This window comes from Halorubrum aquaticum, assembly GCF_900113615.1.
Classification (GTDB): Archaea; Halobacteriota; Halobacteria; order Halobacteriales; family Haloferacaceae; genus Halorubrum; species Halorubrum aquaticum.
In genome coordinates this window covers 1-12,272 of record NZ_FOPZ01000008.1, presented here as the reverse complement: position 1 = coordinate 12,272, position 12,272 = coordinate 1, and the positions used below count along the sequence as shown (strand labels likewise).

Annotated in this window: 12 protein-coding genes; 4 read left to right on the top strand and 8 right to left on the bottom strand. The window is 70.3% G+C overall.

Features of this window, described 5'->3' with window-relative positions:
* Positions 1–44: 44 nt before the first annotated feature.
* The 4 genes from F3H10_RS08445 to F3H10_RS08430 form a co-directional block, all read right to left on the bottom strand.
* Positions 45–1,265: an AGE family epimerase/isomerase gene (locus tag F3H10_RS08445; RefSeq protein ID WP_223174274.1), complete on the bottom strand. Its 1,221-nt coding sequence runs from the start codon at positions 1,263–1,265 to the stop codon at positions 45–47.
* A gap of 34 nt (positions 1,266–1,299) precedes the next feature.
* Positions 1,300–3,495 (bottom strand): AMP-binding protein, encoded by a 2,196-nt coding sequence (locus F3H10_RS08440; RefSeq protein WP_149784340.1) that lies wholly within the window; start codon positions 3,493–3,495, stop codon positions 1,300–1,302.
* Positions 3,496–3,525: 30 nt separating this feature from the next.
* Positions 3,526–3,960 carry a universal stress protein gene (locus F3H10_RS08435; RefSeq protein ID WP_142987209.1) on the bottom strand — a complete coding sequence of 145 codons (435 nt, stop codon included), beginning with the start codon at positions 3,958–3,960 and terminating at the stop codon, positions 3,526–3,528.
* Positions 3,961–4,031: 71 nt separating this feature from the next.
* Complete coding sequence (locus F3H10_RS08430) at positions 4,032–4,985, bottom strand: transcription initiation factor IIB (protein ID WP_149784339.1); 954 nt, start codon at positions 4,983–4,985, stop codon at positions 4,032–4,034.
* Between the two features lie 278 nt (positions 4,986–5,263).
* On the opposite strand from F3H10_RS08430, the gene F3H10_RS08425 reads away from it, so the two are divergent.
* Both F3H10_RS08425 and F3H10_RS08420 read left to right on the top strand, forming a co-directional pair.
* Positions 5,264–5,686, top strand: a complete 423-nt coding sequence (locus tag F3H10_RS08425; protein ID WP_149784338.1) for a hypothetical protein — start codon at positions 5,264–5,266, stop codon at positions 5,684–5,686.
* A 4-nt stretch (positions 5,687–5,690) separates the two neighbouring features.
* Positions 5,691–6,314, top strand: coding sequence for an METTL5 family protein (locus F3H10_RS08420; RefSeq protein WP_149784337.1), 624 nt, complete (start codon positions 5,691–5,693; stop codon positions 6,312–6,314).
* A gap of 31 nt (positions 6,315–6,345) precedes the next feature.
* Here F3H10_RS08420 and F3H10_RS08415 read toward each other — a convergent pair whose 3' ends face one another.
* The 3 genes from F3H10_RS08415 to F3H10_RS08405 form a co-directional block, all read right to left on the bottom strand.
* Positions 6,346–8,112: a rhomboid family intramembrane serine protease gene (locus F3H10_RS08415; RefSeq protein WP_149784336.1), complete on the bottom strand. Its 1,767-nt coding sequence runs from the start codon at positions 8,110–8,112 to the stop codon at positions 6,346–6,348.
* A gap of 77 nt (positions 8,113–8,189) precedes the next feature.
* Complete coding sequence (locus F3H10_RS08410; protein WP_066415056.1) at positions 8,190–8,468, bottom strand: UPF0058 family protein; 279 nt, start codon at positions 8,466–8,468, stop codon at positions 8,190–8,192.
* Between the two features lie 97 nt (positions 8,469–8,565).
* A complete protein-coding gene (locus F3H10_RS08405; RefSeq protein ID WP_066415053.1) occupies positions 8,566–8,781 on the bottom strand; it encodes a ribbon-helix-helix domain-containing protein in 216 nt (71 codons plus the stop codon).
* A gap of 189 nt (positions 8,782–8,970) precedes the next feature.
* On the opposite strand from F3H10_RS08405, the gene F3H10_RS08400 reads away from it, so the two are divergent.
* Entirely contained in the window at positions 8,971–9,582 is a 612-nt protein-coding gene (locus F3H10_RS08400; protein WP_149784335.1) for a molybdopterin-dependent oxidoreductase, read from the top strand.
* 126 nt (positions 9,583–9,708) lie between these two features.
* Positions 9,709–11,067, top strand: coding sequence for an isochorismate synthase (locus F3H10_RS08395; RefSeq protein WP_149784334.1), 1,359 nt, complete (start codon positions 9,709–9,711; stop codon positions 11,065–11,067).
* 2 nt (positions 11,068–11,069) lie between these two features.
* Here F3H10_RS08395 and F3H10_RS08390 read toward each other — a convergent pair whose 3' ends face one another.
* The gene (locus F3H10_RS08390; RefSeq protein WP_149784333.1) at positions 11,070–11,810 is read right to left on the bottom strand and encodes a proteasome assembly chaperone family protein; all 741 of its coding nucleotides are present in this window, start codon (positions 11,808–11,810) and stop codon (positions 11,070–11,072) included.
* Positions 11,811–12,272 lie beyond the last annotated feature (462 nt).

The window sequence follows — 12,272 nt, the reverse complement described above, 5'->3', positions numbered from 1 at the left end:
CGGTCTCGCCGGCGCCGACCGGGTTCGCGCTCCGCGTCGGCGCCTCACTCCGGCGCTTCCTCGCGGATCCGTCCCGACCGCCACCCCTCGTAGTACGCGCTCGCCGGATGGTAGTCCGGCTCGACGCCGGGCGGCTCCGGCGCGACCGGGTCGCCGCCGTCGTCGGGGGAGAGCCGTTTCTCGTACCACACGCCGGCCGGCCCCCGGTAGTCCGCGGCGGCGTCGAGGAACCGGACGAGCCACGACCGGAACCGGTCGCCTCCGTCTCCGTCCTCGCCTCCATCGCCAGTCCCGGCGGCGCGCTCCGCGAGCGCCGCGGCCGCCCCGATCCCCTCCGCGAGCGCCCACCCGTAGCGGTCGGGGACGAGGACCCCGCCGTCGGCCCCGAAGGTGTACGCGAACCCGCCGTCGGTCCAGCCGAGGTCGACGGCGGCATCGAAGAGCTCCGTCGCCCGCGCGTCCCACCCGTGGTCCGGCGCGTTTCCGGCGCCGTATCGGTCGAGCAGCGCGAGGAGCCTCGCCCACTCGAGGTGGTGTCCCGGCTGGTATCCCGGCGGCCGGAACCGATGGCGCGGCTCGTCGGCGTTGTAGTCGAGGTCGTGTTCCCAGTCTTCGGTGTAGTGCTCCCAGAGCAGGCCGTCGGTCTCGGCCGCGAGATCGACCGTGATCCGGCGGGCGATCCGGCTCGCGCGCTCGAGGGACGACCGGTCGTCGGTCGCCTCGTAGGCCGCGACGTACGCCTCACACGCGTGCATGTTCGCGTTCTGTCCCCGGTACGGCTCGCGTTCCCGCCAGTCCGGGTCGCAGTCGCTGCGGAGGCAGCCGCTCCCGTCGTGGAAGCGCTCCTCGAGGAGGTCGGCGGTCGCGTCGACTCCCGTCGTGGCCCCGTCGATCCCGGCTTCGGCCGCCCTGGCGTACGCCAACAACGCGAACGCGTGTCCGTAGGCTGACCGGGTCCGATCGACTGGCTCCCCGTCGGCGTCGACGACGAGGCGGTAGCCCCCCGCCTCGGACCGGTGAGCCGACTCGAGGAACGCGAGCCCGTGTTCGGCGGCGTCGACGCACCAGTCGGGGCCCCCGGCGACCGCGCCGGTCGCGAAGTTGGCGACCGACCGACAGGTGGCGACGAGGTGACGCCGGTCGTCCGTGTACGGGTCCCCCGTCACGGGATGAAGCAGTCGAACGCCGGCGTCGGCGAGCACGTCCGGATACTGTACCCGGAGCGTCGCGAGCAGCCGCCCGCGGAAGGCGGTGGGATCGATCACGTTCGCGATCCCGCGGCGGAGACGCACGACGTGCTCATCGCTCCTGCTCGGGCGGGTCGTCGTCCCCGCCCTCTCGGTCGTCTCCGTTCTTCTCGTCGTTCCCGTCGTTTCCGTCCTCCCCGTTCTCTCCGTCTTCCCCCTCGTCGTCGTTCGACGATCGATCGACGCGATCGTCCTCGGGTTCCGCCGAGCCCTCCGGACCGTCCCCGCTGAAGACCTCCGTGGTGAGGTCGGTCCGCGCTCGTTCCGGTTCGACGCCGTGGGCGTCGAGGGACCCGTCCGCTCCCTCGAAGCCGGCGGTGTCGCCGGGATCGGCTGGACCGGCCCGCTCGGGGTCGGTCCGATCCGCCGGTTCGGGGTCGGTGGACTCGGAATCGGCGGGTTCGGGGTCGGCGGGTTCGAACCCGCCGACCCCGAACCCGTCGCGCGGGTCGTGGCCCGTCTCGCGGAGCCGCTCGCGGACGGCGTCGCGGTCGATCGTCCCCGAGACGGTTCGCGGGATCTCGTCGGTGTACGCGACCGTTTTCGGGATCTTGAATCCGGCGAGCCGGTCCCGGGCGAACGCGAGGAGCGAGTCGTCGAGTGCCGGGTCGACGCCCGCCGAGTCGGTTCCGTTCCCGGTCCCCGTGGCCCCTTCGGGGTCGATCCCGAGATCGTCGTCGCCCGTGTCGTCGTCCCGCTCGTCGACCGCTTCCGACCCGTCGCCGTCGGCCCCGTTCCCTGAAACGTCGTCCCTCCCGTCGACGGCACCGTCCTCGTCATCGGCGGCCTCCACGTCGTCGACCTCGGTCCCGTCGGTCTCGGCCTCGTCATCGAGGCCGTCACGCTCGTCGTTCGGGGCCGCGTCCTCCCGGTTCACGCCTCCGCCTCTCGGTCGATCCCGGACCTCGACGAGCGCCGCGACGCGTTCGCCCCAGTCGTCGTCGGAGAGGCCGACGACGGCGACGTCGTCGACCGCGGCGTGGCCCGCCAGCACGTCGGACACCTCGCCCGGCTCGACGTTCTCGCCGCCGGTGACGATCCGGTCGTCGAGCCGGTTGAACACGTAGAGGTAGCCCTCCTCGTCGAGGGTACCGACGTCGCCGGTGTGAAGGCCGTACGGCCCGAACTCCGAGTCGGTCGCGTCCGGGTCGGTCACGTCCGAGCCGGTCGCGTCCGGATCGAGGTATCCCGGCGTTATCGTCGGCCCGTCGACGACGACCTCGCCGGTCTCGCCGGCGCCGACCGGCTCGCCCGCCTCGTCGACGACGGTGACGTCGGTACCGAACACCGGACGACCGACCGTATCGGGGCGATCGCGGGTCGCCTTCGGGGTGGCGGTCGTGACCTGTGAGGCGGCCTCGGTCATCCCGTAGGTCGGGTAGACCGGGATCGAGTAGTCCCGACAGCGCTCGATCAGCTCCTCGGGGGCCGGCGCGCCGCCGAGGAGGACGACCCGCAGCGAGTCCGCGAGCGTCCCCCGGCGGTCGAGCATCCGCTCGAGCATCGTCGGCACGAGCGAGACCCCGGTCACGTCGTACCGGTCGATGTCGTCCGCGGTGCCGCCGGGGTCGAACCCCTCCCGGAGCACGAGCGTCGTTCCGTAGAGCACCGCCCGGTACACCGGCGCGAGCCCGCCCATGTGGTGGAGCGCGAGCGAGACGAGCCAGCGGTCGTCCGGATCGACGCCCAGACGGAACGCTGAGGCGACCGCCGAGGCGTAGAGGTTGCCCGCGGTGAGCGGAACCGGCTTCGGCACGCCGGTCGTCCCCGAGGTGAAGAGGATACAGAGCGGGTCGTCGAACGTCCACTCGACTGCGTCGACCGGGTCGGGGTCGACGTCGTGGACGGCGGTGACCGCCGCGTCGCCGGGTTCGTCGACGGAGAGGAGCGGAACGTCCTCGACCGCGGCGAGCGCGTCGGACTCGGTCGACTCCGCACAGACCACCGCGTCGAGGTCGGCCCGTTCGACCCGTTCACCCAGCTCGCGCGGGGTGAGGTCCTCGCCCAGCGGGACGAACGTCGCGCCGACGCGCATCGTCGCGTGGACGAGTCCGACGGTTCCCACGTACGGCGGTGTGAGCACGCCGAGACGGTCGTTTTCGGATATTCCGTGTGCGGCGAGCCGACCCGCGGTCTCGGAGACGAGCCGATCGAGGTCGGCGTACGTCCAGGCCTCCCCGTCCTCCGCGCGGACCAGTCCGATCTCGTCGGGCGAGGAGACGACGCGGTGTGAGAGCCAGTCGCGCATGGTCAAGTGAGCGGCCGCCGGGGACGGAACTCACTCATCGTTCGGCTGTCGGACGGTCAACACCGGGACGTCGGCGGTCCGGACCACCCGTTCTGTCACGCTCCCGAGCAGGTACCGGTCGAGCCCCTTCCGGCCGTGTGTACCCATCACGATCATGTCGATCCCGTGTTCGTCGACGTAGTCGCGGATCGATCGGTAGGCGGTTCCCGAGCTCACCGTCGTCGTCGCCTCGACGCCCGCGTCGGCCGCGGCGTCGGCGACGCGTGCGGTCGCCTCCTCGCCCTCCGATTCGAGCGCGTCGACGACGATCTCCGATCCGGCCTCCAGCGTCGAGTAGGCGGAGCCGTCGACGACGTAGAGCGCGTGGAGGCGGGCTCCGTACTGCTCCGCGAGATCGATCGCGTGTTCGATCGCGGCGTCGGAGGCGGGGCTCCCGTCGGTCGGCACCAGAATGTCGTCGTACATCTCGTCGGACGCTACGCCGGGTGTCGATTAAAAACCCGATCCTCCGGCGACGGTCGCCCCGTCCGGGCCGGCTAGCGGAAGCCCATCGCCTCGATCTGCTCCTGATAGCGGTTTCGGATGGTGACCTCGGTGACCTGGGCGACGTCGGCGACCTCACGCTGAGTCTTCTTCTCGTTACACAGAAGCGAGGCGGCGTAGATGGCGGCGGCGGCGAATCCGGTCGGTGACTTCCCGGAGAGAAGCCCCTGTTCGGCCGAGACGTCGATGATCTCGGTCGCCTTCGACTGGACCTCCTCGCTGAGTTCGAGCGAGGAGGCGAACCGCGGGACGAACTGTTTCGGATCGACCGGCTTGAGCTCCAGGCCGAGCTCCTGGGAGATGTAGCGATACGTCCGGCCGATCTCCTTTTGCGGGACGCGGGACACCTCCGCGACCTCGTCGAGCGAGCGGGGGATCCCCTCCTGCCGGCAGGCGGCGTAGAGGGCGGCGGTGGAGACGCCCTCGATGGAGCGCCCGCGGATGAGGTCCTCCGAGAGCGCGCGCCGATAGATGACGGAGGCCACTTCGCGAACCGACCGGGGAACGCCGAGGGCGCTCGCCATCCGGTCGATCTCCGAGAGCGCGAACTGGAGGTTCCGCTCGCCCGCGTCCTTCGTCCGGATCCGCTCCTGCCACTTCCGGAGCCGATGCATCTGCGAGCGCTTCTCCGAGGAGAGCGACCGGCCGTACGCGTCCTTGTCCTTCCAGTCGATCGTGGTCGTCAGCCCCTTGTCGTGCATCGTCTCCGTGATCGGCGCGCCGACCCGGGACTTCGACTGCCGCTCGGAGTGGTTGAACGCCCGCCACTCCGGACCGCGGTCGATCGTCTGTTCGTCCAGGACCAGCCCGCAGTCCTCACATACCAGTTCCTGGTCCGCGTCGGTGACGATCTCGGCGGAGTCACACTCGGGACAGGTGATCGCGTCCTCGTCCGATTCTCGCTCGGTGTCCCGCTCCCGTTGGCGCTGCCGGCTCGGACGTTCCATTATAAGGTTTCTGGTCATTGGCGTATTTAAGACTTTTTCACAGATGTTGGAGAGAAAACACGAACGCCCGATGCCGATGGAACCAGAAGATACGCCTCACACGCCCGTTGATGCGCGTAAAACGCCGATCGTCGTCGGTGTCGAATCGGTGCCGATGCCGGGACGACGGGTTCCGTCGTCGTCGTCCGAACACGAAACGTGACCGACGCCGCCGGCGACCGTATTATTACTACTAGACATTCAACAAAGCTTTTGTATAACTAGAAACTATGACGCGTATGAGCACCACGGAGCCACGAGGGATCGACGCGGCGATAGACGGCTGTCGTCCGGCCGAGATAGACCCGATCGTCGTCGACGCGGCCGACCTCGAGAGCACCGCACCCGAGTACCTCAGAGACTTCAAGTCCGGCCTCTCCGCGCGGGGATATCACCCGGCGGCGCTTTCGGTCGACGCCTGCTTCGCGGACGACTGTCCGCTCGCGACGGGCGAGGAGGCGGACCGGCTGCGCGGGTTCGTCCGCGCGGCCGCGTTCCTCGGAGCCGGCCGGATCGAGGTCCGGCTCGACGAGGTCGCGGACGCCGACGCCGTCGAACCGACGCTGTCGGCGCTCGCCGAGCGCGCCCGTCGCGAGGGGGTCGAGTTCGTTCGAGTCGGCGACGCCGCGACCGACGCCGACGGCGACCACCCCGCCGCCTGAGCGCATGGCGACGAAGCGCTCGCTCGCGACGAAACTCGGCGTCGTCGCCGGGTTCGAGAACCCCCGCGTGGCCCTCGAGCAGTACCCCACCCCTCCCGACCTCGCCGCCCACGTCGTCCACCTCGCCGACCTCCAGGGAGACGTCGACGGCCGGACGGTCCTCGACCTCGGAGCCGGAACGGGAATGTTCGCGCTTGCGGCCGCGCTCCGCGGTCCCGCGCGCGTCGTCGGCGTCGAACTCGACCGCACCGCGTTGGCCACCGCACGGGGCAACGAGCGTCGGGTCGCCGCGAGCGCCCCGGTCCACTGGATACAGGGGGACGCGACGCGACCGCCGGTTGACTTCACGGAACCGGTCACCGTCGTGATGAACCCGCCGTTCGGGGCGCAGGACGGCAACCGCAACGCGGACCGGTCGTTCCTCGCGACCGCGAGCGACCTCGCGAGCGTCTCCTATTCCGTCCACAACGCCGGGAGCCGCGAGTTCCTCGAGGCGTTCGCCGCCGACAACGGCGGCGAGGTGACCCACGCGTTCGCCGCCGACTTCGCCGTCGACGCCCAGTTCGACCACCACGCCGAGACGTCCCGCGAACTCGACGTCGAGGTGTACCGGATCGAGTGGGATTGAACGCCCCTCTCGTCGACCTCTCCACCCGCCCTCAACTCCGCTCGCGCCCCTCGTACCGCTCCCGGTCGGCGACTCGGACTCGCGAGTCGCCGCGCTCGGCGTAGATCGCCTCCTCTTCGCGGACGAACTCGACACCGCGGAGCGTCACCGACTCGTTGCCCGGCGGGATCGGCGCGGTCTCGTTCGTCCCCCCGTGAGCGACGCGGAGCTCGAACCCGCCCTCGACGGCCGCGACCGTGACGTTCCGGCCGTCGAGACGCGGTTCCGCGTCGGCCGCGTCGCTCACGAACAGCGTCGACCGGTTCTCCTCGCGGACCGCGTCGACGCGGTAGGTGGCGTTCCCGCCGACGGCGACCCACCCGGTGCGCTGTACCCAGACCGTCTCGCGCCAGCCCGTCCCGCCCACGTCGACGGCGCGGTAGCCCCAGAAGGCGAGGTTCCCCTTCGAGACCGCCGTGGTCCAGATCTCCCGGTCCGGGTTCGCGACGATCACCCCCGAAGTCCGCACCGACGTGGAGCGACCGAACGCCTCGATGTCGATCGCGCTCACCGTCCGGTCCTCGACGTCCTCCGCGTAGGTCACCTGGTACCCCTCCACCTCGACCGGGTCGCCCGGGAGGTCCCCCTCGCCGACCGTGACGAGGTTGGGGACGACCGCGGGGCCGGCCACGGCCGCGAAGGCGGCGAGGAGACACAGCAACCCTACCGCCGCCGGCGTCGCCGACGCGACGCTCCCGCGGATCGTTCGCGGCTCCGGGACCGCGAGCGTCGGCCGGAGCGGTTCCTCGCGCCCCGCGACCGCGACCGCGACGATCGCGGCGAGCGCGAGGACCCCGGCGAGCCCCAGCGCGCGGTACAGCTCGTACCGGGCGTTGCCCAGATACCAGTAAACCGCCCACAAGCGACGCGACGCACCGAAGAGCAGCACGGCTGCGAAGACGACGAGCGCCGACGTGGACGACGGGCCGGACCGTCCCCTCGGAAGGTGCCCACTCACGCGTCCGCCCGAGGCATCGCCTTTCGAGGCCCGTCTCCGGGACCGCCGTCGGAGGAGCCAGGCACCGACGAGCACGCCGGCGATCAGCCCGAGCGCGTGTCCCTGGATCGCGATGTTCGCCCAGCTCGGCGGGCCGAACGAGGGGGTCGCCTCCGCGATCTCCACCGGCGTTCGCACCGTCTCGTAGACGACGCTCGCGAGCGTCGCGGCCGTCAACGAGGCGATCGTTCCGACCGGGTAGTGGACGAGCGCGAACCCCCACAGCGCGAAGACGACGCCCGAGAAGCCGATCACCGGCCCGAGCGCGAGGAGCGACGAGACCACTCCGAAAGCGAGGATCGCGCCGGGGACGACACAGAACGCCCGGACGTACGGGTTCCTCCGGAGCGATCCGAACGTCTCGCTCCCGCGCTCGCGCGGGAAGTGCCCGTACGCGTACTCCGCGAGCGTCCCGGCGACGAGCGTCGAAAGCAGGTTGCCGGTGATATGCCCCCGGCTCGCGTGTGAGAAGCCCGCCCAGAGCATCCCCTCGGGATAGAGGTACGACCACGCGCGAAACGGGATCACGACCGGACGGTTCGGGTTCTCGATCCCGCTCTGTACGAGGAGGTAGACGCCGATCACGAAGCCGACGGCGAGGAGGGTTCCCCACGGAACGCCCAGAAGCAGCCGCGAGCGGAGCCGCCGTCCCCACGCCCCGGCGGGTCGATCCGAGGCGTACACCGCCGCGAGCGCGACGGCCGCCGCCGCACCCGCGATCAGCAGGTGAACGGCGTCCGCCGGCAACGCCTCGAGGGCCATACACCCACTACAGCGACTGATCGCATATCAATTCGCGGGTCGACGCGGTGGCCGTGGAGCGGAGCCGACGTGGGACCTCAGATCTTGTTCTCGGCGTCGTCGGCGAGTTCCTTCATCCGCTTGCCGACCCGGCCCGCGGGCGAGAACTCGTCCTCGCTCATCGCGTTCGCCAGCGCGTTCCCGAGCACGAAGACGGCGTGTTTGTGCTCGCTCTTGGACTTGTGGACGTGTGAGGGGTCGACGTCGAGTTCGTCGTACGGGTCGAAGAGCCCCTCGTCGACGGTCTCCTGTGCCCTGAAGTGTTCCATGATCGTCACCATCTGTTCGTGGAGCTCTAACAGTTCGTCCTTGTGCATACTGGCGAATACGTGTCCGAGGTTGTTTAAGCGTTGTTGCGGGTGTTACGCACGGTTCGGCGACCGAACCGGGAATCGACCGGCGCGGCGGCGACGTTCAGAAGACGTACTCGTCCTCGTGGCCCATCATCCCCTCGTCCTCGAACCCGCCGGAGTCGTCGTCCTCCATGGGTCCGCTGGTCTTGTACGCCTTGATCCCGGTCGAGAGGAGCTCCTCGACGGCCTCCTCGCGGTTGAGGAACTCACCCTGTTCCACCATCTGTGTGATCTGCATCTCCAAGTGTTCCGGGACGGTTATCTTCACCCGTGGCATTCTCTTGGCCGCGTCTAACAGGATAGTGTATATAAATGTAGCGTCGAAACTCGGGTGATCCGAAACTCGATCTGTTTGCTTTCGAAACGATATTTTCGTATCACACATCATCGGTGCGGTGTTTCCGAAACGGCGCTTCGACGGCGGCCGGAACGGTACCCATACGTTTCCCGAGCCCGTATCCGGAGTATGACCGAGACACGGACGGACGGGGTCGAGGACCTCACCGGCCTCTACCGCGAGTACGGCGACGATCGACTCCCGCCGGGACAGCGGGAGACGGACCGGTTCCCGGTGCTCTCGAAGAGCGGTACCCCCTCGTGGGGACCCGACGAGACCTTCGAGGTCTGGGGTGCCGTCGACGACCCGCTCTCGTTGTCGCTCGAGGGCTTCAAGCGACTCCCCGCGGTCACCCAGCGACAGGACTTCCACTGCGTCACCGGCTGGAGCAAGTTCGACTGCGAGTTCACCGGGGTCGAGTTCGCCGAGATCGCGGAGCGCGCGGACGTCCACGCGGACGCGAAACACGTCATGTTCCACGCGCTCGACGGCTACACGACGGACCTCCCGCTGTCGGAGTGTACTCGCGACGGCGTCCTCCTCGCGTACGGCTACGACGGCGAGGACCTCCCGCCGGACCACGGCGGGCCGCTCCGCGTCGTCACGCCCCACAAGTACGCCTACAAGGGGGCGAAGTGGGTCTCCGGCATCGAGTTCCTGACCGAGCGCGAGCTGGGCTACTGGGAGAAGCGCGGCTACAGCGACACCGCGAACCCGTGGAACGAGGAGCGGTACAGCTAGGTCGGCGAGCGGTACACCGTGGTCGCCGCCGACCGAGCGCGGCTCGACGACGACCCGCTCCTTTTGACCTCCCGGACGCGGGGGGAGTTGACACGCTTAAGAGCCTCCGGTCCCGAACTCGTTTCAATGGAACCGGCGCGTTCGACGTCGTCGCCGACGCTCGTTAGCCGCACGACCGCGGTCGAGTCGCCCGCGTTCGCGACGGCGTTCGACGCGCTCCCGACGCCGCGGACGGTCTGGAGCGCCCCCGACGACGCGCTCGTCCTGGCCGGCGGCGCGGCCGCGACGCTGGCCGCGAGCGGGACCGATCGATTCGCCGCGATCCGCGAGGCGACCGACGACCTGTTCGACTCCGGCGACGTCCACGCCGGAACGGAGGCGGCTCGGCCGCGCGTGTTCGGCGGGTTCGCCTTCCACGAGGGAGCCTGCGCCGGCGACCCGTGGAAGCCGTTTCCGGAGGCGCGGTTCGTCCTGCCCCGCGTCCAGGTCACGTTCGCCGACAACGGGACCTGGCTCACGGTGACGGACGCGGGATCCGACGCGTCGCCGGCGGCGGTCGAGCGACGCCTGGACCGCGAGGTCGAGCGACTGGCGGGACGCTCGAGCGACGGTCCGCGACCCGACCGGCCGGGGATCCGCGGGAAGCGGCGGACGACGAGCCGGGAGGCCTGGCGCGAGAGCGTCGCCGCCGCGCTCGAGCGGATCGACGGCGGCGAACTGCGGAAGGTGGTGCTCGCGCAGGCGCTCGAGGCGGACCTCGAGAACGAGTTCCCCCGAGCGGCGACCCTCGAACGGCTCGCCGCGAAGTATCCCGACTGCCACCGCTACTGTTTCGAGCCCGACGACGGCGGAAGCGTCTTCTTCGGGGCGACGCCCGAACGGCTCGTCTCGCTTCGCGGCCGAACCGTCGAGACCGACGCGCTCGCCGGGACGACCGGCCGGGGCGAGACGCCCGCGGAGGACGAGTGGCTCGCCGAGGAGCTGCTCGGCGACGCGAAGAACGTCCACGAGCACGAGCTCGTCGCCGAGACGGTGCGCGAGCAACTGGAGCCGTACGCCGCGTCGATCGCCGCGGGCGACCGTCGCGTCCGGCGGCTCGCGACGGTCCAACACCTCCACACGCCGATCACCGCGGAGCTGGACGCGGACCGGCACGTGCTCGAGCTCGTCGAGGCGCTCCACCCGACGCCGGCGGTCGGCGGCCTCCCGCCCGATCGCGCCCTCGAGACGATCCACGAGACGGAGCCGTTCGACCGAGGGTGGTACGCCGCTCCCGTCGGCTGGATCGACGCCGCCGGCAACGGCGCGTTCGCGGTCGCGATCCGCTCCGCGGTCGCGAGCCCGCGGCGGGCGACCCTCTTCGCCGGCGTCGGCCTCGTCGGCGACTCCGACCCCGACCGCGAGTGGGACGAGATCCAGCTCAAGTACCGGCCGATCCTCGACGAACTGGAGGCCGGCCCTGCGGCGGAGTCGATCGAACGATAGCGCTACTGGAACATCTTCAACGGCTCCGCCTGCGTGCTCTCCTCGGTCGCCTGCCGCATTTGCTCGGCGAGCTGTCGTTTCGCGTCGCGGATCTCCGTCGCCTGGTCGACGAGGCCGTCGGTCGGCGTCTCCGTCCCGGCGACGGGGTCGATCCCGTCGCGGATGAGGACCCGTGCGGCCTCGGGGTCGGGGAACTGCGGGTCGGACTCCACGATCAGCCCGACCGCGTCGCGGTCCCGCTCCAACGACGCCGCGAGCATCGCGCCGGTCGGCCCGGAGACGAGCCCCGACTCGGGCGGGTCCGATACCTCCGCGCGCGCCAGCGCTTCGCCGCCGTCGCCGGTCGCGATCCCGTACAGCGACGGCGGATCCTCGTCCTTCTCGCGGCCGAGCCCCGAGAGGAACACGGGGAAGGTTCCGGTCTCGTCGAGCCAGCCGTCGAGGCAGTTCGCGACCTCGGCGGCGGCGCTCGGGTGGACCGGCACGTCGCTGCGCAGCGCGACGAGGTCGCGTTCCGGGTCCGCGTACAGCCGCACCGGCGTCGTCGCCGCCGAGTCCGACTCCAGGTAGACGGCGACCGGCGGGAGCCCGTCGCAGTGGACGTTCGCGTAGTGGACCATCCCGTGTTCGTCGATCATGTGGTCGGTCGCGATCTTGCCGACGAGCCCGACGCCCGGGAACCCCTCGACCAGGGTCGGTTCCGAGAGCGACACCTCCTCGTCGAGAACGGATATTCGCGCCATGTGCGGCGGTACGACGCCGGGCGACCTAAAGGTAGGCGTGGCGATCGGCCGTCGCTCCGCTCGTTCGATCGAGTGTGGTGGCGCGCTCCCGCGAGCGAGCCGAAGGCTCGCGAGACGGAACGCGAGGGACGCGATGAGCGCTCGGAGAGCGCGAATCGCGAGGCTGGGGAGGCGTGAGGTGGGGAGGCGTGAGGTGGGGAGGCGTGAGGTGGGGAGGCGTGAGGTGGGGAGGCGTGAGGTGGGGAGGCGTGAGGTGGGGAGGCGTGAGGTGCGGGGCTGTGTGATCGGGTGGGACGCAACGGGGGAGCCGTGCGAGCCCTACGGCCGGGGGATTTAGACGTGTTCTTCGCCTCGGAACGACATATAGTCGAGATCGCGGTCGTTGGACGTGCTTCCCGTTTCGCGCTCGCGGTCGCACCGAGGTCGACCCGAAACCGACTAACCGTCCGGCACGGAAGGGAG

Excerpts from the sequence above, each read along its gene's own strand:
- F3H10_RS08440 (WP_149784340.1), bottom strand. The coding sequence starts at position 3,495 with ATGCGCGACTGGCTCTCACACCGCGTCGTCTCCTCGCCCGACGAGATC.
- F3H10_RS08435 (WP_142987209.1), bottom strand. The coding sequence starts at position 3,960 with ATGTACGACGACATTCTGGTGCCGACCGACGGGAGCCCCGCCTCCGAC.
- F3H10_RS08430 (WP_149784339.1), bottom strand. The coding sequence starts at position 4,985 with ATGGAACGTCCGAGCCGGCAGCGCCAACGGGAGCGGGACACCGAGCGA.
- F3H10_RS08425 (WP_149784338.1), top strand. The coding sequence starts at position 5,264 with ATGAGCACCACGGAGCCACGAGGGATCGACGCGGCGATAGACGGCTGT.
- F3H10_RS08420 (WP_149784337.1), top strand. The coding sequence starts at position 5,691 with ATGGCGACGAAGCGCTCGCTCGCGACGAAACTCGGCGTCGTCGCCGGG.
- F3H10_RS08415 (WP_149784336.1), bottom strand. The coding sequence starts at position 8,112 with ATGGCCCTCGAGGCGTTGCCGGCGGACGCCGTTCACCTGCTGATCGCG.
- F3H10_RS08410 (WP_066415056.1), bottom strand. The coding sequence starts at position 8,468 with ATGCACAAGGACGAACTGTTAGAGCTCCACGAACAGATGGTGACGATC.
- F3H10_RS08405 (WP_066415053.1), bottom strand. The coding sequence starts at position 8,781 with ATGCCACGGGTGAAGATAACCGTCCCGGAACACTTGGAGATGCAGATC.
- F3H10_RS08400 (WP_149784335.1), top strand. The coding sequence starts at position 8,971 with ATGACCGAGACACGGACGGACGGGGTCGAGGACCTCACCGGCCTCTAC.
- F3H10_RS08395 (WP_149784334.1), top strand. The coding sequence starts at position 9,709 with ATGGAACCGGCGCGTTCGACGTCGTCGCCGACGCTCGTTAGCCGCACG.
- F3H10_RS08390 (WP_149784333.1), bottom strand. The coding sequence starts at position 11,810 with ATGGCGCGAATATCCGTTCTCGACGAGGAGGTGTCGCTCTCGGAACCG.